We start from the raw sequence: 24,893 nt of genomic DNA, 5'->3' as shown, positions 1-24,893 counted from the left end.
AGCGCGGCCGGAATCCGCACTATCGGCGCGCAGCGCCCGTCACTTCACTTGCACGCCAGCACGACCACGCCGCCGATACCGCCGGCATTCGGCACCGAGCCCGCGTAGCCGACGGCGACCAGCGGCTGCGTCGCATCGTGGCCGACGACGACCGACTGAATCGACAGCTGCCCCGTTTTCGACGTCCCGTTCAACGGTGCTTGTGCGTACGTCAGCGTGTACGCGGTGTTTGCGACGTTGAGCGACAGGCGCAGGTTGTCGAGCGTGCGTGCGCCGAGATCCAGCGTAGCCGTAGTCGCGCCGAGCGTGCCGGACGCGCCGCCGTTGTCGCTCGCGACCGTATCCGCGAGCAGTTGCGTGCAGGCGAGCGTACCGCTCGTCGCCGTCAACGCCAGCGGCGTACCGACGGCGTAATGAACGCCTTGCGTGCTGGTATAGGTGTTGCCGTCGGTGTCCATCGCCTGGTTCCACCGGCCGATCGCAACGTCGGTGCCGCTGCTCTGGATCTCGGTCACGGCGCCGTGATCGAGACCGAGACAGTCGGTCGCCGCAGCGGACGACGCGAGCGTGGTGAACGCGCCGCTTGCCTGCTGAACCAGACTCGACGCCGGCGCATTCGGCGCGGTGAAGTTGCGGTTGTTCGCATATGCGGGCGGCAGCGTGGGCACGGTCACGACGGCGAACTGCCCGTTATTCGCCGCGATTTGCGACGCGGAACCCGTGTACGTAAACTTGCCGGCCGGCCGACACGCCGCCTGGGCAGCTGGTGGCACAGGTTGCGGCGCTACGGGCGCCGGAGACGACGCCGCACCGGCAACGCCGGCGCTCATCGGATTCACGCCGTCGCCGCCACACGCAGACAGTGCCGCCGAGACGAGTGCAGTTGCCAACAGGGCCGGCAAACGAATGGATGTTTTCATGGTATTGGCCTCATGTATTCCCGTAGTTGTCGGGACTTTTTTGGTAAAGATGGGTTGCGGACTGCCGCATTGATCGACTGGTATTTGTGCTTCGTTTAGTCCGCTGAAACGTCGCACCACCGCCGTATCGTTACGCGGTCGAAACCGGTCCGGGTGGCGGCCTTCGGTGATCGCATTATCGATTTCGTATCGCGTGCCGCCGATAAACCGACCGCGCGTGATCGCTGCGTAGCGAACGAGCCGGTGTAGCGATCATCAACGGTGCCGGGAGGTTCGCATCGATCGCACCGGCTGCGTAGCGGTACATCGGGCTACGGCGGGCGGCCGATCGGTCACCGTGTGCTCCAGGCGCGGCTACACGGTGCGGTGGACGAGCGAGTGCTCGAATCGCAAGTCGCCGAAATAGTGGCGATCTGTCAATGCGCGCCCGGCCGATGCGCTGTTGCGACGCCAGGCGGGATTCCCGTATCTGGGCGCGTGCCGATTTGAATCGATCATTCTGGAATTGTCTCGGGATTACGCAGATTCGGGAGTTCGCCATCGTGTTTCGTTGATGGTTTTTCCGCGTGCGTCGCAATGTTTCATCGGCCCAGCGCATCCGCAATTGATATGGTGTTATTCACGGTGCGTGAGCGTAACAGAAAGCAGGCAAACCACAGTGTCAGAGATGATCAAACAGCTTCGGCGATCAACGTTTGTCGCTGCGACTTGCCGGGAAATACTTCTGATAAGAAATAATCGACGTTCTTGCTTGCCGGGTAAAACGCAATCCGAATATGAAGAATCGCGCCCGAAGTCACCGACATACGTGCGACGAAAGACGAAGCGAGCGCCGCCGCCTCACTTCGACAACGTCGCCCGCACCGTGTATTCGCCGGCGAGCGCGGCGCCATGGTGGTCCGGCTGCACGAAATACCGCGACGCATCCGCATCCGCCGGTAGCGGTTCGACCGGATAGCCGTGCTTTTCCCACGCATCGAGGCCACCCTTCAGCGCGCGGACGTTGTGGATCATCTTCTTGCGCTGCATCTTCGCGATCAGCCGCTTCGCGGTCGCCTCGTTCGGGCACACGCAATAGACGACGATCGGCCGCTTCAGCAATTCCGGATCGAGCAGATCCGGCGAATCGAGATCGACCGGCACCGCGCCGGCGATCCGGTACGGCTCGCGCTCGCGAATCGCGCGCGGGCGCGCGTCGAAGATCAGCGGCGGCTCGTTCGACGTCATCATCTCGACGAGTTGCGGCGGCGAGATGCGCACCTGCGCGAGGTAGCGGCGGAACTGCACGCGCCGCACCCAGCGGTACAGCAGGAACGTGATGAAGATCGCGAGAAACGCATCGAGGATCGTGCCGCCGCTCGCGCGCACCCACAGCACGAACTGGACGATCTGGTCGTGTACCGCTGCACCGCCGATGAGCCAGAACGCGGCCCACAACGACGCGCCGGCAAGATCCCAGAACAGAAACACGCCGATGCCGATCGCCGTCGTGCCGAGCAGCGGCGCCGAAACCAGCCCGAGGCCCGGCAGGAACTTCGACAGCACGAGCAGCGGCGCGCCGTAGCGTTCGAATACGTTACGCGCGAACCGCAGCGTCGTGTCGAGCGACAGCGAGAAACGCACGAGCCCGTTCAGCAGGCGCCGGCCGCGCGTGCGGCCCATGAAGAACCACAGCGAATCGGCGAGCATCGTTGCACCGATCGCCGCCGCGAACATGCTCGCCCACGACGCCTGCCCCATCGCCGCCATGGTGCCGCCGAGGATGAGCATCGGCACGGCCGGAACCGGCACGCCGAGCTGCGTGATCAGTACGCTCGCAAACACGGCCCACGGGCCGAGTGACGAGGGAATCGCAACGGGAAAGTGCCACACGGCGGCGCTCCTGGAAGACATGCGGACCGTGCGACGGGGCGGCCGTCGATACGGCAGGCAGCGATCGCCGCGGCACGTCCGCGGCCGATCCTGCACCACCGAGCATTCTAAACGGGTTTGCCGAGCGCCGCCGGGAACGTACCGGGCGCCGTCAGGCGTCGCGGCGCTGCGCGAGCGCCGCGACGTGTTCCGCGTACTGCGGGAACGCGGCGGCCAGCGCGGTCGCGTCCGCCAGCTCGAACTCGGAGAACTCGAACCCCGGCGCGACCGTGCAGCCGACCAGCGCGACGTGCTCCGGCGCGGCGCACCGCGCACCGAACCAGCGCCCGGCCGGCACGACGGCCTGGAACACGGTGCCCGGATGCGTGAGCGGGTTGCCGAGCCGGTGTATCGTCAGCCCGTCGTGCTCGTCAAGCACCCACACCTCGAGCGGGTCGCCTGCGTAGAAATGCCAGACCTCGTCCGAACGGATCCGGTGCCACGATGAATACGCACCATCGCACAGCAGGTAGTAGATCGCCGTCGACGCCGCGCGCGGCGCGCCGTCGGGGGCACGCGTGACCGCATCGGCGGCGCGGTAGGTTTCGCGGAAATAGCCGCCCTCGGGATGCGGTTGCAGATTGAACTGGCGAATCAAGTCGGCGGCGCTGATCGGCATGGTGGATGAAGTCGATGAAGGATGGAATCGGGCTGGCAACGCAGGATGGCAATGGGCCACCGCCGCGCCACCTGCCGCCGCCATGCAAACGGCGACGCGAGCGCGCGGGACGCCGCCTGCCGACGAAGCCCGGGCGAACCCGTGCCGATCCTGCCAGAAATTCCCGCGGACACGCAACCGCTGCGCCAACGCCGCTGATCGGCAACGAGCGCAGGCGGCCCGCGGACGAGCATGCCGTCGGTCCGCCGCCCACCGCAGCGCCTCACGGGGCCGCTCGTGCAACGCAGCACACGCTCGCCCGCCCTCCACGAGCGACCCTGCGCGGCCCGCATCGCCGCGTCAGGCGCCCGGAGCGGCGCTCTGCTGCCGCACCAGCAGCACCGGACGATCGGCCGCCCGCAGCAGCGATTCCGCGACACTGCCGAGCAACAGCCGGCGCAGGCCATGCCGCCCGCTCGTGCCCATCACGATCAGATCGGCGTCGGCTTCGGCCGCCGTGCGCATCAGCACCGCGGCGATGTCGTCGCCGTACGCGTCGAGCGCGCGCACGGTGCCCGGCACGCGATGCTGCGCGAGTACCGCTTTCGCGTCGTCGAGCACCTGCGTCGCCGCGTCGGCCGCCGCCGCATCGCCGTCGTGTTCGGCCGCGAAGCCCGCATCGACGTCGACGAGTTGCGGCCGATGTTCGACGACGTACGCACACGTCACGTTGCCGCCCGATGCCGCCGCGATCCGGATCGCCTCGTTCAGCGCGAGACGCGCGCTCGGGCTGCCGTCGAGCCCGACGAAAATCCGTTTGTACATGGTTTTTTCCTCCGAGCAGGCACGCGCGTAGCGCGCCCGTCATCGCGGGCCGGCCCGATGCCGGCTCGCCTGCCGAACAGTCTGCCGTGTGGGCCCGAGCCTCCGCTTGACCCGCGTCAAACGCCGCCGCGACGCCCGTCGCGACGCCTCGCGTCGGTTTTTTGGCTGGCCCCTATTACAAAATACGTGCAAAACGCGCACAATTTCACCTTCAAAATAGACGCCGTCCGCGGCCGGTGCGAGTTTTTTCCGGATTTGCCGCATTGCCCCGTGCCACGGGCAACCCCGACATCTGAATGGCTATCGAATGACCGCCAGTGGAACCCCGCCGCGTGACGCCCGAGGCCCGACGCGTTCGCCAAGCTTTTTACGCCAGCCGCTCGCGGCCGGTGTCGTTGCACTCTTCGCCGGCGCGGCGCTGTCGCTCGGCGTCGCGCTGCTCGTTCGCGAGCAGTGGCAAGGCGCCGTCCATACACGCTTCGAGCGTCGCACCTCGCACGTGAGCGCGATGCTGCGTCACGAGTTGCAATCAAGCGTCGCCGTGCTCGAAGGCGCGCGTGGCGCGTTCGCGCTCGCGCCGCAGATGACGCCCGAGCAATGGCGCCGGTACGTCGACACGCTCGATCTCGACAGCGGCCGCTCGCCGGTCCGGCTGATCGGCTACGCGCCGCTGTCGCCGGCAGCACTCGGCGCCCTCGCCGGCCATGCGCCGATGCCGGACGGTCCGCTCGCGGTCGCCGCACTCAGCGCCCCGGCGTCCAACGCGCCCGACGTGCATTTCGGCTCGTTCGATCAGGCGCCGCTCGCCCGCGCGCTGCGCAACGGCGACGTCGCGCTCGGCATTCATCCCGCCGACAGCGATACGTCCCGCGATGCGCGCACCCTCACCTTGTTTCTGCGCGCCGCGGCCGCGTCCCGGACGGCCGCCACGCCAGCCGACGCCGACGGCGTGCTGTTCGCCGAACTGAACCCGAATCGGCTGGTCGAGCGCGCGCTCGACGCGGAGCGCGGGCTCGATCTGCGCATCAGCGCGGGCGACAATCCGCATCCGATCGCGAGCGCGGAAACGACGACCGACGAGGCCATGGCGTCCCCCGACCTGATGCAGCGCACCGACCAGCTGAATTTCGGCGGCACGCTGCTCACGCTGGCCTATTCCGCGGACGGCCGCCCGAGCGCGACCGGCGCGCAGCGCGCGGCGGGCATCGTGCTCACAGCCGGGCTGATCGCGTCGATCGCGTTCGCGGCGCTGGTCCATGCGCTGCTGCGCGGCCGCGCGGGCGGCGCGGATGCCGGCGCGAACAGCCGCGGCATCCTGAACGAGGCGCGGATGATGGGCATCATCCGTTCGTCGATGGAAGCGATCATCACGATCGACGAGAAGCAGACGATCGTGATCTTCAACCCGATGGCCGAGCAGGTATTCGGCGTGTCGGCAATGGAGGCGATCGGCGCGCCGCTGTCGCGCTTCATCCCCGAGCGGTTCCGCGCCGCGCATGCGAAGCACGTCGACCAGTTCGGCGTGACGGGCGTCTCGGAACGGCAGATGGGTCGTCAGCGCGTGCTGTTCGGGCTGCGCGGCAACGGCGAGGAATTCCCGATCGAGGCGTCGATCTCGCAGATCCGCGACGCGTCGGGCAAGCTCTATACGGTGATGCTGCGCGACATCACCGAGCGGCTGCGCGCGGAGAACGCGGTGAAGCAATCGCGCGAGGAGCTGCGCGAACTGTCGGCGAACCTGCAGAACGTGCGCGAAGAAGAAAAGACGCGCATCGCGCGCGAACTGCACGACGACCTCGGCCAGCAGCTCACCGCATTGAAAATGGATCTGTCGGTCGTCGAGCAGCAGTTGCGCGCGCAGGGCCACACGCAGCCCGACGACGGCGTGCTGTCGCACCTGCACGGGATGCGCCGGCTGATCGACGCGACCGTCGCGTCGGTTCGGCGCATCGCCGCCGACCTGCGTCCCGTGATGCTCGACGACCTCGGCCTCGTGCCGGCGATCGAGTGGCTCGCGAACGATTTCACCAACCGCTACGGGATCGACGTCGAGCGCACCATCGAAACGGGCGGCATCGCGTTCACGAGCACGGGCGCGACCACGCTGTTCCGGATCGTGCAGGAAGCGCTGACGAACGTCGCGCGCCATGCGGATGCGACACGCGTGGCGCTGCGGCTCGACATCGAAGAAGGCTTTTGCGTGCTGCGCGTGGCGGACAACGGCCGCGGCGCGGCGCCGGGCGGTCCCGCGCACGACAAATCGTTCGGGCTGATCGGCATTCGCGAACGCGCGCACATGCTCGGCGGCAGCGTGACGATCGACACCGCGCTCGCGCGCGGCTTCTCGATCACGGTCGCGTTCCCGCTCGGCGCTGTTCAACAGGAAAACACCCTCACATGATCAAGGTGCTCATCGCCGACGACCATACGCTCGTGCGCGACGGTCTGCGGCACATTCTGCAGAACGCCACCGGATTCGAAGTGGCCGGCGAAGCGTGCGACGGCCCGTCGACGATTGCGCTGGTCCGTTCGACGCCCGCGCAGGTTCTGGTGCTCGACCTGTCGATGCCGGGCCGCAACGGCGTCGAGCTGATCAAGCAGATCAAGGACGAAAAACCCGCGCTGCGCGTGCTCGTGCTGACGATGCACGCGGAGCAGCAATACGCGGTGCGCGCGTTTCGTGCGGGAGCGTCGGGCTATCTGACCAAGGAAAGCGCGAGCGCCGAGTTGGTCGGCGCGGTGACCAAGGTCGCGACGGGCGGCGTCTACGTCAGCCTCACGATGGCCGAGCAGTTCGCGCAGAGCCTGAACGAGCCGGCCGAGACGCTGCCGCATCAGCGGCTGTCGGATCGCGAGTTCGACGTGTTCCGCCGGATCGCGGCCGGCCAGACGCTGACCGAGATCGCACAGTCGCTGTGCGTGAGCGCGAAGACGGTCAGCACCTACAAGACGCGGATCCTCGAAAAGATGCAGATGCCGCACGAGGCGGCGCTGGTCCGCTACGCGATGCGGCACAAGCTGCTCGACGAAGCGGACGACGTCTAGAGCGCGCTTTCAGCGCGCCGGCACCGGGCACGCGAGATCGCCTTCCTCGCAGGACAGATAGCCCTTCAGCGTTTCGGTGCGCGTCTTCGTCAGATCGTCGAGGCAGGTCGACACGACCATCGGGTACACACTGCCGCCTTCGGCGTTCGCACTCGAGAAGCTGCACTCGGCGTCGCGGTAGGCGATCCACGCGCGTTGCGCGCTCACGAGCTTGTCGGCGAGCGGCCGGGCATCGCGCAGGCGCGCCGTGACGGCCTGGTACGTGCGGTTCAGTTCCGCGTCGGATTTCTTGTACGCGCGATCGGCACACGCCGTCATCGCGGCCTGATCCGCCGCATCGGCGCAGTTCGTCTGGGCATGGGCAAGGTTCGCCGTCAGCGCGAGCGCGCACAGCAGACCGGTCGGGACACGCATGGATGCTCCTGTTTGTTTTCGTTGAAGTCGTGGAACGTGGTGCCGGGCGTGTTGCTGGTGCCCGCCGCGCCTCGGCGCGCGGCGTCGCGAATCGGCCGGCGACAAGCGCGTTGCGCCGCCGACCGCCGCGTCGATACCGACCGCGATGCTAGCGCACGCGCGACCGGTTGTCAGCGCACGCCGCGGCCGCGCAAATGAAAAAAACCGCACTCAGGGCGAGTGCGGGTTTGTCGATGCAGCCGGCGCGGCGGCCGGCGGCCGCGTGGCGACGAACGGCTCAGTGGCCGAAGTAGACCGACGAGCGATCGGTCGCGACCGGCACGACTGCGCGACGGCCGGACTGCGACGTCGCGACCGAATTCGCGCCGTAACCGCTGACGTCAGCCTGTGCGCCGGTGTCGCGAGCAGCGGCGATCTTCGCCTGCGCAGCCTGGATGTTGTCCGGATAGTTCATCCAGTCGTTCGGGTTGTAGCCGGCCTTTTCGAGCTGGACCAGTTCCGCACGCACTTGCGCACGCGTCAGCGGCTGCTGGTTCGATTGAGCGAACGACACGACCGGTGCGGCGACCAGCGCGGCCAATGCAACTGCTTGGATCAGCGATTTCATGATGCGTTACCTCCAGATTGTTTTGTCGGGCGCTTCGGACTCGGTAGTCGTTGCGCATGAGTGGAAGTCTAGGAGGCGCGACTATCAGGGTAAATACTTAAATCGCAAATTCACTGTTGACGGCATCTGTACAATCTCGGGCGTTTCAGCGGAATCTTCAGATGATTACCCACACATTCGCGCGCAATCGCGGTCGGTAAGCGCGTTCGTCAGACCTCGTGCGCGTTGCTGCCGACATGGCGCCGTGCTCGGTTGCGACGGGCGCTTCGTCATCGCGCTGGCGCACGGACCGGAAGCGATCGAACAGGACTGCTGCTGCGCGGGATCACGCAGCGTCGTCTGCATCCGCATATATCGAAACGAAGCGGCACCTCGTCGCGCGCGAGCGCGACGTGATCAGTGATGGGGCCGCATCAGAAAGGCGCGGCGTGGCCGCGTGAACTGTCGCGACAACGTGATTACGGCAGCATCGCGCCAAAACCGAACGTCCGGTTACTGCGGATTGCCGGTGATACCGACCCAGGCATCGCCCCAGGCGCGACAGCCGATCGCAAGCTCATTGCGAACTGCTGGCGCTCTCCGGCGACGCAGGCGCCGGCGCCGGCCCAGGCGCGACGCCCGATGCCGCACCCGGCCCGGCGCCGCCCGCGTTCCCCGCGCTGCCGGCTGCCGGCGGCGGCAAGACCGGTGCTTGCGACGCGCCGCCCGACATCGCGGCCGCCGATGCGGCCACCTCGGATGCCGGAATCCATTGCTCGACGATGCCGCCGGACGCAGCCTCCGGCGCCGATGCTGCAGAGGCCGCCGAAGCCGCGGCCGCATCGGCGTCGGGTTGCCGCTCGATACGCTGAGTCCTGACGCGCGTCGGCGCCTTCTTCGGCTCGGGTCCGAACCAGCCGTCGAACAGGTCGGTCACGCGCTCCCGCACCGACGCGAACCACCCCGGCGACGGCTCGGTATCGAATTTCAGCTTCGCATCGACGATCCGCGCGCGCTGCGCCCGCTGGAAGAACTCGCCGACGATCGGCAGCGCGCTGTGCGCGCCCTGCCCCCAATAGTCGCTGCGCAGCGTCACGCGACCGTCGTCGAAGCCGACCCAGGCTCCGGCCACGAGTCCCGGCTGCATCAGAATGAACCAGCCGTCCGCGTTGTCCTGCGTGGTGCCGGTCTTGCCGGCGACGTCGCCGCGCACGCCGAAACGCGTGCGGATGCTGCTGCCGGTGCCGCGCGTGACGACGTCGCGCATCACGTCGAGCAGCGTCTTGTCGGTTTCGCCGTCGAGCGCGCGTTCGGGCGGCGCCGGCGCGTATTCGGCCAGCACGTCGCCCTGCCGGTTTTCGATGCGCGTCACCATCTGCGGCTCGGTGTAGAGCCCGCCGTTCGCAATCGTCGCGTACGACGCGACCATCTCTTTCAGCGTCACCGGGCTCGTGCCGAGCGCAAGCGACGGCACGCGCTCGAGCGGGCTTTCGCGCACGCCCATGTCGCGTGCGAGCCGCGCGACGGCCGCCGGGCCGACCTTCTCCATCACCTGGGCGGTGATCCGGTTGCGCGACAGCGCGAGCGCATCGCGCAACGTCATCGGCTTGCCCGACGGTGGCACATCGTCGTTGGGCCGCCAGATCTCGCCGCCCTTCAGCGGAATCTCGACCGGCTGGTCGATGAAGGTGTCGTCGGGCGTCATCCCGCTCGCGAACGCGGCGCCATATACGAACGGCTTGAACGTCGAGCCGGGCTGACGCCGCGCCTGCGCGACGTGATCGAACGGCTCGCTCGTGAAATCGCGGCTGCCGACCCACGCGCGAATCTGCCCGTCGCGCGGATCGATGGCGACGAACCCGGCCTGCACGTCGGTCTTGGCCTTGCACAGCGCGCGCATGAAGCCGCGGTCGGCCGCGAGCTGCTTCATCGCGGCCGCGTCGTTCTTGCCGGCGTCCTGCGCCGCCTTGTATTCGGGCGACTCGCGCATGAAGGTGCGAAACACCTCGTTGTCCGTGCCGCAACCGTCGCTGCCGCTCCACGCATTGTTCGCGATGCCCTGCAGCTGGTTCGCCTGCTGCGTCAGCGCCTGCGTCGCGATCTGCTGAAGCCGCGAATCGATCGTCGTGCGCACGATCAGCCCATCCGAATAGATGTTGTAATCGTTGCGGTCGGCCCAGCCGATCAGCCATTTGCGCAGCTGCTGCGCGAAGTGCGGCGCCGGCCCCGGCGGCTCCTTCTGACGCTCGAAGTCGATGCGCAACGGCCGCCGCTGCAACTGCGCGAACTGCGCCGCCGACAGCTTGCCGTACTTCACCATCTGCGCGAGCACCGTGTTGCGCCGCTGCAGCGCGCGCTCCGGATTGAGCACCGGGTTGTAGTAGCTGTTGCCCTTGAGCATCCCGACCAGCGTCGCGGCGTCGAGCACGTCGAGCTCGTCGGCCGACTTGTCGAAATAGGTGCGCGCGGCCATCTCGACGCCGTACGCGTTGTACAGGAACGGCACCGTGTTCAGGTAGGTCTCGAGGATCTGCTCCTTGCTGTACACGGCCTCGATCTTCAGCGCGGTGATCGCTTCCTTTACCTTGCGCGTGAGCGTCGGCGCGCGGCCGATCTCGTCCGGATAGAGGTTGCGCGCGAGCTGCTGCGTGATCGTCGAGCCGCCCTGGCGATCGCCCGAGAACGTATGGAGCGCCGCCGACGCGGTGCGCTTCCAGTCGAGGCCGTGGTGCTCGTAGAAGCGATGGTCCTCGGTCGCGATCAGCGCGTCGACCATGTGCGGCGAGATCTGCTTGAGCGACACCCATTCGCGGTTCGACGGCTTGAATTCCGCGAGCACCTTGCCGTCGGCGGACAGCACCTGCGCGGGCTGATCGACGCGCGCCTTGCGGATGTCGCCGATGCCCGGCGTAAACGGTATCAGCGCGAGCACGTAGAGCAGGAACAGCACGGGCACGGCGGCGGCGGCGCGCAACGCGCCGCGTCGCGTCGGATGGCGGAGATGGCGCCAGGCGCTGGCCAGTACGCGCTTGACGGGCACGGCGGCAGCGGCCGCGACGGGTTGGGCGCGCGCGGCCCATTTGGCAAGGAGCTCACGCACTGACGACACGTTTCGGCGATTCACGCGGGTGGGGGATCTGCTGGAAAGGCTGCATCGTACCAAAAGTCGGGCGCAATTCCGGGCGGCGCCCGTTTGGCGGGGTTCCGCGGGTGATTTCTTGTCGAAAAAGGCGGGTGTGCGCAGTGGGAAGCTGCGCTATGCGTCGGGGAGACGGCAAGCGGGCGCGGTCGGTGCTGCCTGCGGATTCGGCGGATTCGGCGCTTTCGGCGCTTTCGGCGCTTTCGGCGCTTTCGGCGGGTTTAGCTGGTTTAGCCGGTTCGCCGCATTCAGCGCGCGTGCCGCGCCGATCGGCGGCGCCGTCACGGCGAATTGCTGCGTGGATGCCGCGCGCGACGGCCGTGGCTCGGATGGGCCAAACGCCGGGCCGCCGATAAGGTGGCCCGGCGATTGGTTATGTATCGAGCCAATCCACCATAAACCCGGTCAACCTCCGACCAGCCTCGCCCGATGTGCGTCGCCTTTGGTCGCGCTCAGAACCAAACCGCCACCGCCACCCTACTTCGGCGCGATGTCGCGTCGCACGCGGCGAATGTGCTGCTCGACGTAGAACGCAGCCGCATCGGCGTCGCCCGACACGATCGCCTCGTAGATCAGCCGATGTTCCGACACGTACAGCCGGATCCGGCCGGCATCGTAGATGCCGTCGTCCTTCAGACGCTTCCACAACGGCTGATCCATCGTCTTCGCGACTTCGTCGGCGATCTTCACGATCAACGGGTCGCCGGTCATCAACGCGAGCTGCCGGTGGAACAGCCGGTCGCTGTCGTTCCACAGCGCGCGCTGGTGCGGGTCGTCGATGTCCGCGATAGTTTCCATTTGCGCGAGATAGCCTTCGGCGACGGGATCGGCGCGGCCCTGGGCCGCCGCGAGACGCGCGATCGCCGGCTCGAGGATCAGCCGCACGTCGAGCGTCGACGTCGGGCTGAAGTCGGCATCGGCCGCGTCGCGCGCATCGCCGCGCTGCGCGAGCACGTCGAGCGGCGCCGCCACCACGTAGGTGCCCGAATTGCGCTTCGTGACGACCAGCCCTTCGTTCTGCAATGCGCCGAGCGCTTCGCGCACGGCCGGCCGGCCGACCTGGAACAGCGCCGCGAGTTCGCGCTCCGACGGCAACCGCGAATCGGCCGCGTAACGCCCCGCGCGAATCTCGTCGCGGATCTTCTCCGCGACCTGTTCGTAGATCTGCAACGGCCGGAAACCGGCTTCGGGCGATTCGGGACGTGCGGACATCATCTGCGGCTCCTGCCCTGGGCCGGGCGTGGTCTGGAACGGGTTCGCACTATACCGGAGCGGCATCGGCGCCAACAGGTGCAACGACCCATCTGGACGGATATTAGAACCAAATTCAGCGAAATGCCGACCTTCCAGCTTGCCGGATGCCGCCAAATTGGTATAGATTCGATCCACAATGGCGATTGCCGCTCGCCGCACGGGCCGCCGACTGCAGCACGCGCAGCATGCACCCACCGACTTCACCACCATACCGACCCACACCATGACCGCTGCCAGCCCGATCCCCTCGTTCGACGCCGCCGAAACGGCCGCCCTGCTCGACTACCCGGCGCTGCTCGCCACGCTCGCGCAGACCGTCGCCGACTACGCGGCAGGCGAAATCGTCAGCCCCGAACGCCTGGTCGTGCCGCTGCAGGCAGGCGGCGTGATGCTGTCGATGCCGTCCAGCGCGCGCGATCTGGCAAGCCACAAGCTCGTGAACGTATGCCCGGGCAACGCCGCGCGCGGGCTGCCGACGATCCTCGGCCAGGTGAGCGCGTACGACGCGACGACCGGCGCGCTGCGCTTCGTGCTCGACGGCCCGACCGTCACCGGCCGCCGTACGGCAGCCGTCACCGCGCTCGGGATCCAGGCGCTGCACGGCGCGGCACCGCGCGACATTCTGCTGATCGGCACCGGCAAGCAGGCGGCCAATCACGCCGAGGCGCTCGCGGCGATCTTCCCCGCTGCGCGTCTGCACGTGCGCGGTTCGCGCGCGGGCAGCGCCGCGGCGTTCTGCGCCGCGCATCGCGCGCAGGCGCCGCAGCTCGCGCCGCTCGACGGCGACGCGATTCCCGATGCGATCGACGTCGTCGTCACGCTGACGACGAGCCGCACGCCCGTCTATCGCGAGGCGGCGCGCGAAGGGCGGCTCGTGGTGGGGGTCGGCGCATTCACCGCGGACGCCGCCGAAATCGACGCCGACACGGTACGCGCGAGCCGGCTCGTGGTCGACGATCCGGCGGGCGCGCGCCACGAGGCCGGCGACCTGATCGTCGCGCAGGTCGACTGGCAGCGCGTCGCGTCGCTCGCCGACGTGCTGCGCGGCGCATTCGAGCGCAGCGGGCCGCTGCTGTTCAAGACCGTGGGCTGCGCCGCGTGGGATCTGGCCGCGTGCCGCACGGCACGCGACACGCTGGACGCGCGCCAGCGCGGCTGATTCGACGGCGGCGCGACGCTCCCGGCAGCGCCGCGCCGCCGACCGCACGACCAGCTGGACGACCAGCTGCACGCCCCGCCGCACTGCCGATTCCCCGACGGCGTTGTAGGAAACGCCCTACAACGCGCCGAACTCCCCTACAAAAACTTCCAGTTCGGCCGATTTCCTTTTCGGCGGCGCAACACGATACTGGCCGGATGAATGCCAGCCTGCCACCCGCCGCCGCGCTCAGGGTGTTTCTTGTCGACCACGCGAATGCCGTCCGGCAACGGATCGCGTTGCTCGTCGGCGCGATTCGCGGCGTCGTGGTCGTCGGCGAGGCGGAGGACGGCCAGGATGCGCTGACGCACATCCGCGGCACGCACGCGGACGTCGTGCTCGTCGATCTGCGCCTCGCGGACGGCAGCGGCCTCGATCTGATCGGCGCGCTGTCGAAGGCCGTGCCGCGCATCGTCACGATTGTGCTGACGAATCATTCGGCGCCCGCATTCAGAAAGGCATGCGCGACGGCCGGAGCCGACTACTTCTTCGACAAGACCGTCGAATTCGACGCCGCGTGCCACGTGATCGAATCGCTGGTGCACGCTCGCGCGCACCAGCCCTGACCGAGCCGGAGTGACTCATGCATCAAGCCACCGCCTGCGCCGCCGATCCCGCCATCGCGCCCCGGCCGAACGTTCCGCTTCCCGCGTCCACGCGTCACGACGGCGCGAAGCATTGCGCAGTCCGCTGTTCGGCCTGCGTGATGCGCTCGATGTGCCTGCCGCCGCAACTGACCGCCGCCGAGTACAGCCGGCTCGACGCGATCATCTGCGCGACGCGACAGGTGCGCCAGGGCGACACGCTGTTTCGCACCGACGATCCGTTCCACAGTCTGTACGCGGTGCGCGCAGGCTCGTTCAAGACGGTGATGATGCATCGCGACGGCCGCGAACACGTGACGGGTTTTCAGATCGCAGGGGAAACGCTCGGCATGGAGGGCGTCGGCCATGGACACCATTGCTGTGACGCGATCGCGCTCGAGGACAGCGTCGTGTGCGTGATCCCGTTCGCCGCGCTCGAGGCCGCGTGCCGCGAGCTGAGGTCGATGCAGCATTTCATCTACCAGATGCTGAGCAGCGAGATCGTGCGCGGATCGAGCCAGATGCTGCTGCTCGGCACGATGTCGGCGGAACAGCGCGTTGCGCATTTCCTGCTCGATCTGTCTGCACGCTTCGAGGCGCGCGGCTACTCGGCGTCGGAGTTCAACCTGCGGATGACGCGCGAAGAAATCGGCTGCTATCTCGGGATGAAGCTCGAAACCGTCAGCCGGATGTTCTCGCGCTTCCATCGCGACGCGCTCATCGAAACGCGCGGCAAGCGCGTGCGGATCATCGACGCGCCGGCGCTCGCGCAGGTGTAACCGGTCGCGCGTGCGGCGCCGGCGCGCTCCAGCGCGTGCCGGTGCGGGTCGCACGTCAGTGCGCGGCGGTGCCCGTCTCGGCCGCCGACAATGCGGGCGACAGCGGATCGTCCGCGTGCCCCGCGGACAACACCCGCTCGGCCGCGGCGAACGCACGCCCCATCGCTTCGTTCACGTCGACGCCGCTGCAGGCGGGCACCGGCGCCACCGCACGGCCGTTCATCAGCAATTCGAGCCGTACGTCGTACAGCGCGTCGTCACCCGTCGCGCGCGATTCGATCGCCAGGCGACATTCGTCGACCCGCGCGTGAAAGCGCTCGAGCCGCACCAGTTGCGCGCCCGCTTCAGCTTCGAGCGCGGCCGAACCCGCGAATCCGACGCAGACGATCTGCATGCCCACGCCCATGTTGCTCCCTCCTGACGGGTCACACGCTGGTCGACCACGTTGCCTGTCCTACAAGTCCGCCTGTTGCCGAATCCGGCAATCGATCCACACACGATCGGCGCGCGAGGTTCACACGCTGAATGTCTGCGCCGCCTTCATTTCGATCCACGTCATTCCGGCCCGCAGCCCTTCGATCGCCGCCTCGTGCTCGGTCGGATATGCATGACTGTGCTCGAACGTATGATGAAAGTGCTTCGGCCCGGCACCGTGCTCGACCGTCACGCGGCAGCGGAATCCGCCGGATTCGCATTGCCGCGTCTCGATCTCGACGGACCAGTCGCGTTCATGAATCGTGCCTTGCAGTGTCATGCGCCCTCCTGCAGTGTCAGTCGGCCATCCGGAAGTGGCCGCTGTGCAGCAACACCGGCCGGCCGCCGATTTCGGCGAGCATCCGGGCCGCCATCGCCTCGATCGCCGGCCGGTGTGCTTCGAATGCAACCAGCAAGTCGCGCTCGAGCAGCGAGCGCGCACCGAAATGGTCTTCCAGTGCTTCCGCCGTGATCGCGCACGGCACGCCGTGGCCGTCGACCCGCGCCGAAAACGCGACGACCAGGTCACGCCCGCGATACTCGGGCGGTTCCGGTGGAAAGGCTATCTGCATTTGTGCGCCTGTCATCGTCGGGACGATTCAAGCCATGAGCATAACGGCCCGCGCCACCGTCCGATTGACCCACGTCAACCGGGCCGCAGCGCGCGCCGCCGCCGTGCCCGATCACGCCGCCGCATGGGCTCAGTCGGCGTCCGAAGCGATCGTCGCGCCGCGCGCCTCGAGCAGTTCGCGCAGCACGCTGCGATGGCAGCGGCGCTCGTCCTCGCAGTAGCAGCCGATCGAAAATGCGCTCGTCGCCGACAACGCGGCGAGCAGGTCGAGCACCTTGGAAGCGTCGCCGTGCGCCATCTCGGCGCGGAACCGGCGCGCGAATGCGTGCCACTGCGCGTCGGTCTCGGCGGCCTGCGCGTCGGCCACGAGCTCCGCGCTCGGCGACAGCGTCGGCAGCCACACGTCATAGTAGTCGCGCGACGCGAATTCCGCCTTCGGCACGCCGCGCGGCGGCCGCCGCACCGTGCCGATCCGTGTGCCCTCGCCGGCCGCCCGCGGCGTGCCGAGCCGTACGATTCGAATTGCCATGCCGCTCCTTTGCTACGGATTCGATTCCGTATCGTACTGCCGCGCCCGCGCCGCACAACAAAAAACCGGCTGCCTCCGCGCGGGAGACAGCCGGTTTCGTCAGGACGATCGGGCGTGCCCGGACGCCGCTCGGACGCCCCTCAGACGCCCCTCAGACGCCGCTCTTCAGCACCTTGCCGATCGCATCGGCGACGATGCCGACGTTCGAATCGTTCAGCCCGGCCACGCACATGCGGCCCGAACGCAGAATGTAGACGCCGTGCACGTCGCGCAGCGCGTCGACCTGCGTCTCGGTCAGCCCGGTGTACGTGAACATCCCGCGCTGCTTCACGTAGCGCGTCAGCGCTTCGCCGCTCACGTGGTCGCGCAGGCCGTCGTGGATCGCCTGGCGCATCCGCGCAATCCGGCGGCACATCGCGGCAAGCTCCTCCTCCCACTGCTTGCGCAGCGCCGGCGTGTTCAGCACGGTCGCGACGAGCTTCGCGCCATACGTCTGCGGGTTGCTGTAGTTGGAGCGCACCGCGCCGGCCAGCTGGCCGAGCACGCGCTCGGCCGCGTCCGCATCCTCGCACACGACGCTCAGCGCGCCGACGCGCTCGCCGTACAGCGAAAAGTTCTTCGAGAACGAATTCGCGACGAGCGCCGGCACGCCGCGGCGGGCCAGCTCGCGCACCGCGAACGCATCGGCGTCGAGGCCCGCGCCGAAGCCCTGATACGCCATGTCGACGAACGGCAGCAGCTCGCGCGCCTCGATCACGTCGATCAGCTTCTCCCACTGGCCTTCGTCGAGATCGACGCCGGTCGGGTTGTGGCAGCACGCATGCAGCAGCACGATGCTGCGCGCCGGCAGCGCGTCGATCGCCGCGAGCATCGCGTCGAACTTCAGGCCGCCCGTCGCCGCGTCGTAGTACGGGTAGGTGTTCACCGTGAAGCCGGCGCGCTCGAAGATGAAACGGTGGTTTTCCCAGCTCGGATCGCTGAGCCACACCTGCGCGTCCGGGAAGTAGCGCTTCAGGAAATCGGCGCCGACTTTCAGCGCGCCCGAGCCGCCGAGCGTCTGCACGGTCGCGATGCGGCCGGCCGCCCGCGCCGGGTGATCGGCGCCGAACACCAGCGCCTGCACCGCGTCGCGGTACGCGGCGAGGCCGACCATCGGCAGATACGGCTTCGGGCCGACGTCGCGCTGCAGCGCGGTTTCGGCCTCGCGCACGGCGGCCATTACCGGAATCCGGCCGTCGGCGTCGAAATAGATGCCGATGCTCAGGTTGACCTTCTGGTCGCGCGGATCCTTCTGGAAGTTCTCGTTGAGCGTCAGGATCGGGTCGCCCGGGTACGCGTCGATGTGTTCGAACATGGCTATGTCGGTCTGGTTCGTAGGAGTGATCGGGTGCGGGCCTGCGTCAGCGCGCCGATGCGCCGTCGCCGAGCGCATAGCGGGCATTCTTCTGGCGGAAGCGATACCCGATCGCGAGCACCGCGAGCCAGACCGGGATCAGGTACACCGACAGGCGCAGATCGGGCGTCAGGTACATCACGACCAGAATGCCGGCCATGAACGCCAAGCACAGATAATTCGTGAAAGGATAGCCGAGACTGCGGAACGAAGTCTGCTCCCCGGCGATCCGCTTGGCCTGACGGAATTTCAGGTGGATCAGCGTGATCATCGCCCAGTTGATGATGAGCGCCGACACGACCAGCCCCATCAGCACCTCGAACGCCTTGCCGGGCATGAAGTAGTTGACCAGCACGCAGACGCCGGTGGCGAGCGCCGACGCGCCGAGCGCGGCGAGCGGGATGCCGCGCCGGTTCACCGAGCACAGCACCTTAGGCGCGTTGCCCTGCGTCGCCAGCCCGAACAGCATCCGGCTGTTGCTGTACACGCCGCTGTTGTAGACCGACAGCGCGGCCGTCAGCACGACCACGTTCAGCACGTTGGCGACGAGGTTGCTGCTCAGCGCATGGAAGATCAGCACGAACGGGCTGCCGCCGGTGACGACCTTCTCCCACGGATACAGCGACAGCAGCACGGCCAGCGCGCCGATGTAGAAAATCAGGATGCGATAGATCACCTGGTTGGTCGCGCGCGGAATGCTGTGCTTCGGATCGTCGGCCTCGGCCGCGGTGATGCCGATCAGCTCCAGCCCGCCGAACGAGAACATGATCGCCGCCATCGACATCACGAGGCCCGACACGCCGTTCGGGAAGAAGCCGCCGTGCTGCCACAGGTTCGCGATGCTCGCTTCCGGCCCCGCGTGGCCGCTCACCAGCAGCCAGCCGCCGAAGCCGATCATGCCGACGATCGCCGCGACCTTGATGATCGAGAACCAGAATTCCGTCTCGCCGTACGACTTCACGCTCGCCAGATTCAGCAGGTTGATCGCGACGTAGAACACGAGCGCCGACACCCAGGTCGGCACGCCCGGCCACCAGTACTGCACGTAGATCCCGACGGCCGACAGCTCGGCCATGCTGACGAGGATGTACAGCACCCAGTAGTTCCAGCCGGACAGGAAGCCGGTGAAATGGCCGACGTATTTGTCGGCGAAGTAGCTGAACGAACCAGCGACCGGCTCGTCGACGACCATCTCGCCGAGCTGGCGCATGATGAAGAACGCCACGACACCTGCGACCGCATAGCCGAGCAGCACGGACGGGCCGGCCATCTTGATCGTCTGCGCGATGCCGAGGAACAGCCCCGTGCCGAGCGCGCCGCCGAGCGCGATCAGCTGGATGTGCCGGTTCTTCAGCCCCCGCTTCAGGCCGTCCTTCTCGTTTCCAGAAACCATGTCTTCTCCGTTCTGTCCGCCTCCGCCCGAAGCGGTGCGGCGCGCCTCGGTGTGCCGGGCGCTGTTTTACTGTGCCGGCCACCGTTCGTGGAGGCGCCGGGTTGGGGACTGCGATCTTCGCGCGGCGGCGCCCCTTCGTCCGCAGGCCCGCCGGACCTGCCGCGGAGGGCCGCCATCGCCCGCATGGTCGCGGCCGTACGCGAAAATCCGGCGTCAGTTTAGCGTCGCGACCGCGAAATCGGGTTGCGTAACCCGCTCATGCAAACCCTACATTATGAGATAAGATTGCACGCGGGAGACAGATGAGGAAACAAAAATGCCTGAACCGGTTCTCGATCGCGTCGATCGCCACTTGCTGGCGGTGCTGCAGGAGAACGGCCGTGCGTCGAACCTCGATCTCGCGAAGGCGGTCGGCCTGTCGCCCGCGCAGACGCTCAGGCGCCATCGGCGCCTCGAGGAGATCGGCGCGATCCGCCGTTACGAAACCCGCCTGTGCCCGGACACGCTCGGCTTCGGCGTCACCGCGTTCGTGCACGTCACGATGGAGCGCGGGCATATCCGCGACCTGTCGAAATTCCAGAAGCTCGTGTCCGATCTCGCGCAGATCCAGGAATGCTTTTCGGTGACCGGCGATATCGACTACGTGCTGAAGGTGGTCGCGCGCGATCTGAAAGGCCTGTCGACGTTCCTGCTCGAGACGCTGATGCGGATTCCCGGCGTGAGCGGCGTGCATTCGAGCGTCTGTCTCGATGAAATCAAATGCACGAGCGCGATGCCGGTCGAAACCTGATGCTCTGCCGCGCAGCGCGGGCCGCCTTGCTCAGCGCACGGCTTCGAACGCGCTGATCAGCAGCGCGCCGCCGGCGATCACCGCACATCCGGCCGCGCGACGCGGCGTCAGCCGCTCGCCGAGATACACGCGCGCGATCAGCGCCGCGAACACCACGCTCGTTTCGCGCAAGGCGGACACCGGCCCCATCGGCGCACGCGCCATGGCCCAGATCACGATCGCGTAGGCGAGCGCCGCGAACACGCCGCCGCACGCGGCCTTCGCGGTGTCGGCGAGATTCTGCGCGAGCCGCAGCGGCCCCGCCCGCAGCCGGTAGTACGCGGCCATCAGCGCCCCGGTCAGCACGAACGTCCACGCCGCATAGCCGATCGTGCTGCCGCTTTCCCGCACGCCGATTCCGTCGACGACGCTGTACGCGGCGATCGAAACGCCGGTCGCGAACGCGATCGGCAGCACCTGCTTCATCCGGTGCGCCGCGCCCGCGCGCCGCTCGAGGCCGATCGCCATGATGCCCGCGCAGATCAGGACGAGTCCGCATTGAGCGCCGGCGCTCAGGCGCTCGCCCGCGAACGCCGCGGCCCCGAGCGTGACGAGCAGCGGCGCGGTGCCGCGCGCGACCGGATACGCAACGCTCAGGTCGCCGTGCTCGTACGCGCGCACCAGCAGCAGCGTGTAGACCACGTGAATCGCCGCGGACGCGACGACGCACGCCCAGCTCGCGGCCGCGATCGGCGCGGCGGCCGGCAGGAACAGCAGCGCGAACAACCCGATCGCGATCTGCAGGACGGTGGCCGAGCGCAGCCGGTCGCCGCTGCTGCGCACCAGCGCATTCCACGACGCATGCAGGAAGGCGGCACACAGGACGGCGAACAGGACGGGAATCGGCACGTTGGACACTCGCTGACGGCAGCGACGCGGAATGGGTCGCCGCAGGCCGATCATCGTAAGAATCCGTCCCGGGCTTGTCAAAAAAGGCTTGCGGACCGGCTTCGCCGAATGAGCGACCGGCCGCGCGACGCAGGAGGCGCACGAGGCGGGCCTCGGCGATGCCGACACATGCCGCCGCCGTCATCGCACGCGCCTGAACGCGCGCCGTTCCTTTCCACTGTCTTTCGCATCGGCGCGCGGCGTAATGGAATCGATACCGGCACGCAATGATCGCGAAACCGCTCCGCCCCCATATCTTCATACCAAGCTGTTTCAATGCCGGGGCTCTACCACGAGCGCCGCGCCGAACCGACCCGGTGACGCAGCGGCGCTCCTTCGTCGAACAACCTACCTGGAGTTTCCCGATGTTTCGTCAAGCCTTGCTCGTCACCGCCTGCGCCGGCGCCACACTGGCGCTGTTCGCCTGCGGCGGCAGCGACGGTCCCTCGTCGACGCCCGCGGTGTCGTCGCAGGATGCGCTGCAGACCGCCACGCCGATCAAGCACGTCGTCGTGATCTACGGCGAAAACGTGTCGTTCGACCACTATTTCGGCACTTACCCGAACGCGACGAACCCGGCCGGCGAGCCGGCGTTCACCGCGAAGGCCGGCACGCCGTCGATCAACGGGCTGACGGGCACGCTGCTCACCGCGAACCCGAACTTCACGAACACCGCCAACGGCACCGACGCGGCCAATCCGTTCCGCCTCGATCGCACACAGGCCGCCACGGCCGACCAGAACCACGCGTACACGGCCGAACAGCTGGCCGCGGACAACGGCCTCGCCGACCTGTTCCCGAAATACACCGGCAAGGCGTCGGCGGGCGGCGCCGGCGCGTTCGGCACGAAGGGCCAGGTGATGGGCTACTTCGACGGCAACACCGTCACGGCACTGTGGAACTACGCGCAGCGCTTCTCGATGAGCGACAACGCGTACACGACGGTCTACGGCCCGTCGACGCCGGGCGCGCTGAACCTGATCGCGGGCCAGACCAACGGGATGCAGATCGTCAAGACGTCGAAGCAGCCGTCGACGCTCGCGGCCACGTCGTACTACATCAACGACGGCCAGGGCGGCCTCACGATGATCAACGACGTCGACCCCGGCTACGACGTGTGCTCGAGCACGACCGACCAGGCGATGATGAGCGGCAAGAACATCGGCGACCTGCTGAACGCCGCGAAGATCACGTGGGGCGGCTTCATGGGCGGCTTCAACCTGTCGACGACCAACGGCAACGGCACGACGGGCTGCGCGCGCAGCACGGTCGCGACGGCGGTGAACGCGGCGACGGCCGACTACATCCCGCATCACAACTGGTTCCAGTACTACGCGTCGACGTCGAACCCGCAGCACACGCGGCCGAGCTCGATCGCGGCGATCGGCTCGAGCGTCCAGACGGACGGCAAGACGGCGGAGCCGGCGAACCACCAGTACGACAGCGACGACTTCTTCGCGGCCGTGAAGGCAGGCAACTTCCCGTCGGTCAGCTTCCTGAAGGCGCCGGCTGCACAGGACGCGCACGCCGGCTACTCGGACCCGCTCGACGAGCAGGCGTTCGTGACGAAGGTGGTCAACTTCCTGCAGCAGCAGCCGGACTGGCAGAACACGGCCGTGATCGTCACGTATGACGACTCGGACGGCTGGTACGACCACGTGTACACGCCGCCGACCCATGCGTCGTCCGACGCGGTCGACCAGCTCAACGGCAACGGCAAGTGCGGCTCCGGCGGCACCACCGGCGTGAACGGCAGCACCGTGAACGGCCGCTGCGGCCCCGGTGTGCGCATCCCGCTGGTCGTGATCTCGCCGTACGCGAAGCAGAACTACGTCGACCACACGCTGATCGACCAGGCATCGGTCCTGCGCTTCATCGAGGACAACTGGCTCGGCGGCCAGCGCATCGGCGGCGGCTCGTTCGATGCGGTCGCAGGCGACCTGCGCGGGCTGTTCGACTTCTCGTCGAAGCCGAACACGGCGCCGCTGTATCTCGATCCGACCCAGGGCACCGTGCTGAGCGCGGCGCCGGCGAACTGACCGGTACCGCCTGACCGGCCTCTGTCGGCCGGCGCATCGCGCGCCGGCCGTTTCCATTTCAAGCGCCGCCGCGTGCGGCGCCCGACCGCCTCGACCCACAGCATGACAGCTCGTCCCGCGTACCCGTCCCCCGACACGCCCGGCGCCGCCGCGCCGCGCTCCCCCACCCGCGTGCTGCGCCGCGCGGCCTTCGTGCTCGCCGCGGCCGTGCTCGGCTACGGCGCCTTCGCGGTCGCGTTTCCGGCGCGCACGCCGGCCGCGATCGGCGAGGTCGTCGCGAACTGGACCGGCGCCAATCCGCATCCCGTGGTGCTGCAGCGGCCGCCCGTGCAGCCGCTGTCCGCGGTCGCGCAGCTCGGGCGCGCGCTGTTCTTCGATCCGTCGCTGTCGGCATCGGGCAAGCAGTCGTGCGCGTCGTGCCACAGCCCCGACCGCGCTTACGGGCCGCCGAACGCGCTCGACGTGCAGCCCGGCGGCCTCACGATGACGCAGCAGGGCTACCGCCCGCCGCCGTCGCTGATGTATCTGTACCGGCAGCCGAACTTCAGCATCGGCCCCGATGCGGGCGAAAACGACGCGGCGCCGAGCGTCGCGCAGCAGGCGGCGTCGGCTGCCGGCGTGGTCAAGGCGCAGAAGGTGGCCGGCACGGCGGCCGCGCCGCAACTCGTGCCGCAAGGCGGCATGTTCTGGGACGGCCGCGCCGACACGCTGCAGCAGCAGGCGTTCGGGCCGCTGCTGAACCCGGTCGAGATGGCCAACGCGAGCATCGACGACGTCGCGCGCAAGCTCGCGCAGTCGCCGCATCGCGCGCGCTTCGAGCAGTTGTTCGGCCCGCGCGTGTTCGCGAGCTCGCAGCTCGTCGTATCGGAGGCGATGTTCGCGATTGCGCGATACCAGGTCGAGGACCGGTCGTTCCATCCGTACGACAGCAAGTACGATCGCTGGCTGGAAGGCCGCGCGCGCCTCACGCAGACCGAGCTGCGCGGGCTGCGGCTCTTCAACGATCCGGCCAAGGCCAACTGTGCCGGCTGCCATCTGTCGCAGCCGGGCAAGGACGGCCTGCCGCCGATGTTCACCGACTACCAGTACGAGGCGCTCGGCGTGCCGCGCAACCGCGCGCTCGCGGCGAACCGCAACCCGGCGTTCCACGATCTCGGCGTGTGCGGGCCGTTCCGCGACGACCTGAAGGACCAGACGCAGTACTGCGGGATGTTCCTCACGCCGACGCTGCGCAACGCGGCGACGCGCCAGGTGTTCTTCCACAACGGCGTGTTCCACACGCTCGATCAGGTGATGGCGTTCTACAACGAGCGCAGCATCGCGCCGCAGAAGTTCTATCCGCGCGGCGCGGACGGCAAGGTCGACGAATACGACGACATTCCGCCGCAATACCGCGCGAACGTCGACGTGACCGATGCGCCGTTCGACCGCAAGCCCGGCGACCGGCCCGCGATGACCGAGCAGGACATCAAGGACATCGAGGCGTTCCTCGGCACGCTGACCGACGCGCCGCAGAAGTAAGCC

Annotated in this window: 23 protein-coding genes; 8 read left to right on the top strand and 15 right to left on the bottom strand. The window is 68.1% G+C overall.

The genetic code is table 11. The features are described from left to right. Window positions 1–44: 44 nt before the first annotated feature. From C3Y15_RS11050 to C3Y15_RS11035, 4 genes are all read right to left on the bottom strand, one after another. The gene (locus tag C3Y15_RS11050) at window positions 45–674 is read right to left on the bottom strand and encodes a hypothetical protein (protein ID WP_014724914.1); all 630 of its coding nucleotides are present in this window, start codon (window positions 672–674) and stop codon (window positions 45–47) included. A 1,086-nt stretch (window positions 675–1,760) separates the two neighbouring features. Further along, window positions 1,761–2,792: a DedA family protein/thiosulfate sulfurtransferase GlpE gene (locus C3Y15_RS11045; protein ID WP_014724915.1), complete on the bottom strand. Its 1,032-nt coding sequence runs from the start codon at window positions 2,790–2,792 to the stop codon at window positions 1,761–1,763. Between the two features lie 151 nt (window positions 2,793–2,943). After that, window positions 2,944–3,450, bottom strand: coding sequence for a cupin domain-containing protein (locus tag C3Y15_RS11040; RefSeq protein ID WP_014724916.1), 507 nt, complete (start codon window positions 3,448–3,450; stop codon window positions 2,944–2,946). Window positions 3,451–3,789: 339 nt separating this feature from the next. After that, window positions 3,790–4,254 carry a universal stress protein gene (locus tag C3Y15_RS11035; protein ID WP_011882181.1) on the bottom strand — a complete coding sequence of 155 codons (465 nt, stop codon included), beginning with the start codon at window positions 4,252–4,254 and terminating at the stop codon, window positions 3,790–3,792. A gap of 307 nt (window positions 4,255–4,561) precedes the next feature. On the opposite strand from C3Y15_RS11035, the gene C3Y15_RS11030 reads away from it, so the two are divergent. Together C3Y15_RS11030 and C3Y15_RS11025 are read left to right on the top strand one after the other, a co-directional pair. Then, entirely contained in the window at window positions 4,562–6,655 is a 2,094-nt protein-coding gene (locus tag C3Y15_RS11030) for a PAS domain-containing sensor histidine kinase (protein WP_046426567.1), read from the top strand. Then, a complete protein-coding gene (locus C3Y15_RS11025) occupies window positions 6,652–7,299 on the top strand; it encodes a response regulator transcription factor (protein WP_011882179.1) in 648 nt (215 codons plus the stop codon). The genes C3Y15_RS11030 and C3Y15_RS11025 overlap by 4 nt, the downstream gene beginning before the upstream one ends. Window positions 7,300–7,308: 9 nt before the next feature. On the opposite strand, the gene C3Y15_RS11020 is transcribed toward C3Y15_RS11025, so the two are convergent. The 4 genes from C3Y15_RS11020 to C3Y15_RS11000 all read right to left on the bottom strand — a co-directional run bounded on the left by C3Y15_RS11020 (window position 7,309) and on the right by C3Y15_RS11000 (window position 12,653). After that, entirely contained in the window at window positions 7,309–7,713 is a 405-nt protein-coding gene (locus tag C3Y15_RS11020; protein ID WP_059454243.1) for a lysozyme inhibitor LprI family protein, read from the bottom strand. A gap of 277 nt (window positions 7,714–7,990) precedes the next feature. Further along, window positions 7,991–8,320: a DUF4148 domain-containing protein gene (locus tag C3Y15_RS11015; RefSeq protein WP_069246493.1), complete on the bottom strand. Its 330-nt coding sequence runs from the start codon at window positions 8,318–8,320 to the stop codon at window positions 7,991–7,993. A gap of 556 nt (window positions 8,321–8,876) precedes the next feature. Further along, on the bottom strand, window positions 8,877–11,408 hold the full coding sequence (locus C3Y15_RS11010) for a transglycosylase domain-containing protein (protein WP_165487638.1): 2,532 nt from the start codon (window positions 11,406–11,408) through the stop codon (window positions 8,877–8,879). A gap of 507 nt (window positions 11,409–11,915) precedes the next feature. Continuing rightward, complete coding sequence (locus tag C3Y15_RS11000; RefSeq protein ID WP_014724920.1) at window positions 11,916–12,653, bottom strand: GntR family transcriptional regulator; 738 nt, start codon at window positions 12,651–12,653, stop codon at window positions 11,916–11,918. A 262-nt stretch (window positions 12,654–12,915) separates the two neighbouring features. Between C3Y15_RS11000 and lhpI the strand changes: the two genes are divergently transcribed. The 3 genes from lhpI to C3Y15_RS10985 all read left to right on the top strand — a co-directional run bounded on the left by lhpI (window position 12,916) and on the right by C3Y15_RS10985 (window position 15,253). Beyond that, window positions 12,916–13,851 (top strand): bifunctional Delta(1)-pyrroline-2-carboxylate/Delta(1)-piperideine-2-carboxylate reductase, encoded by a 936-nt coding sequence (gene lhpI, locus C3Y15_RS10995; protein WP_059461060.1) that lies wholly within the window; start codon window positions 12,916–12,918, stop codon window positions 13,849–13,851. A 197-nt stretch (window positions 13,852–14,048) separates the two neighbouring features. Next, window positions 14,049–14,456, top strand: a complete 408-nt coding sequence (locus C3Y15_RS10990) for a response regulator transcription factor (RefSeq protein WP_014724922.1) — start codon at window positions 14,049–14,051, stop codon at window positions 14,454–14,456. 17 nt (window positions 14,457–14,473) lie between these two features. Then, window positions 14,474–15,253: a helix-turn-helix domain-containing protein gene (locus C3Y15_RS10985; RefSeq protein WP_011882172.1), complete on the top strand. Its 780-nt coding sequence runs from the start codon at window positions 14,474–14,476 to the stop codon at window positions 15,251–15,253. Between the two features lie 55 nt (window positions 15,254–15,308). On the opposite strand, the gene C3Y15_RS10980 is transcribed toward C3Y15_RS10985, so the two are convergent. From C3Y15_RS10980 to C3Y15_RS10955, 6 genes are all read right to left on the bottom strand, one after another. Next, the gene (locus C3Y15_RS10980) at window positions 15,309–15,659 is read right to left on the bottom strand and encodes a hypothetical protein (protein WP_011882171.1); all 351 of its coding nucleotides are present in this window, start codon (window positions 15,657–15,659) and stop codon (window positions 15,309–15,311) included. 108 nt (window positions 15,660–15,767) lie between these two features. After that, window positions 15,768–16,007 (bottom strand): hypothetical protein, encoded by a 240-nt coding sequence (locus C3Y15_RS10975; protein ID WP_059454249.1) that lies wholly within the window; start codon window positions 16,005–16,007, stop codon window positions 15,768–15,770. A 16-nt stretch (window positions 16,008–16,023) separates the two neighbouring features. Beyond that, window positions 16,024–16,314 (bottom strand): DUF1488 domain-containing protein, encoded by a 291-nt coding sequence (locus tag C3Y15_RS10970; RefSeq protein WP_011882169.1) that lies wholly within the window; start codon window positions 16,312–16,314, stop codon window positions 16,024–16,026. Between the two features lie 114 nt (window positions 16,315–16,428). Beyond that, window positions 16,429–16,827 carry a DUF488 family protein gene (locus tag C3Y15_RS10965; RefSeq protein WP_014724925.1) on the bottom strand — a complete coding sequence of 133 codons (399 nt, stop codon included), beginning with the start codon at window positions 16,825–16,827 and terminating at the stop codon, window positions 16,429–16,431. Between the two features lie 151 nt (window positions 16,828–16,978). Further along, complete coding sequence (locus tag C3Y15_RS10960; protein ID WP_011882167.1) at window positions 16,979–18,181, bottom strand: amino acid aminotransferase; 1,203 nt, start codon at window positions 18,179–18,181, stop codon at window positions 16,979–16,981. A gap of 46 nt (window positions 18,182–18,227) precedes the next feature. Continuing rightward, window positions 18,228–19,613 (bottom strand): amino acid permease, encoded by a 1,386-nt coding sequence (locus C3Y15_RS10955; protein WP_011882166.1) that lies wholly within the window; start codon window positions 19,611–19,613, stop codon window positions 18,228–18,230. Between the two features lie 316 nt (window positions 19,614–19,929). On the opposite strand from C3Y15_RS10955, the gene C3Y15_RS10950 reads away from it, so the two are divergent. Further along, window positions 19,930–20,403, top strand: coding sequence for an Lrp/AsnC family transcriptional regulator (locus tag C3Y15_RS10950; protein WP_011882165.1), 474 nt, complete (start codon window positions 19,930–19,932; stop codon window positions 20,401–20,403). Between the two features lie 30 nt (window positions 20,404–20,433). Here C3Y15_RS10950 and C3Y15_RS10945 read toward each other — a convergent pair whose 3' ends face one another. Next, on the bottom strand, window positions 20,434–21,291 hold the full coding sequence (locus C3Y15_RS10945; RefSeq protein ID WP_034193558.1) for an EamA family transporter: 858 nt from the start codon (window positions 21,289–21,291) through the stop codon (window positions 20,434–20,436). Window positions 21,292–21,695: 404 nt separating this feature from the next. Here C3Y15_RS10945 and C3Y15_RS10935 point away from each other — a divergent pair, with 404 nt between their 5' ends. Together C3Y15_RS10935 and C3Y15_RS10930 are read left to right on the top strand one after the other, a co-directional pair. Beyond that, on the top strand, window positions 21,696–23,369 hold the full coding sequence (locus C3Y15_RS10935) for an alkaline phosphatase family protein (protein WP_011882163.1): 1,674 nt from the start codon (window positions 21,696–21,698) through the stop codon (window positions 23,367–23,369). Between the two features lie 102 nt (window positions 23,370–23,471). Next, window positions 23,472–24,890 (top strand): cytochrome c peroxidase, encoded by a 1,419-nt coding sequence (locus C3Y15_RS10930; protein ID WP_011882162.1) that lies wholly within the window; start codon window positions 23,472–23,474, stop codon window positions 24,888–24,890. Window positions 24,891–24,893: the final 3 nt, after the last annotated feature.

This window comes from Burkholderia sp. B10 (assembly GCF_004368385.1).
In the GTDB taxonomy this organism is placed as follows: Bacteria; Pseudomonadota; Gammaproteobacteria; order Burkholderiales; family Burkholderiaceae; genus Burkholderia; species Burkholderia vietnamiensis.
The sequence above is the reverse complement of the archived record's forward strand: the minus strand, read 5'-3'. Positions and strand labels throughout refer to the sequence as shown.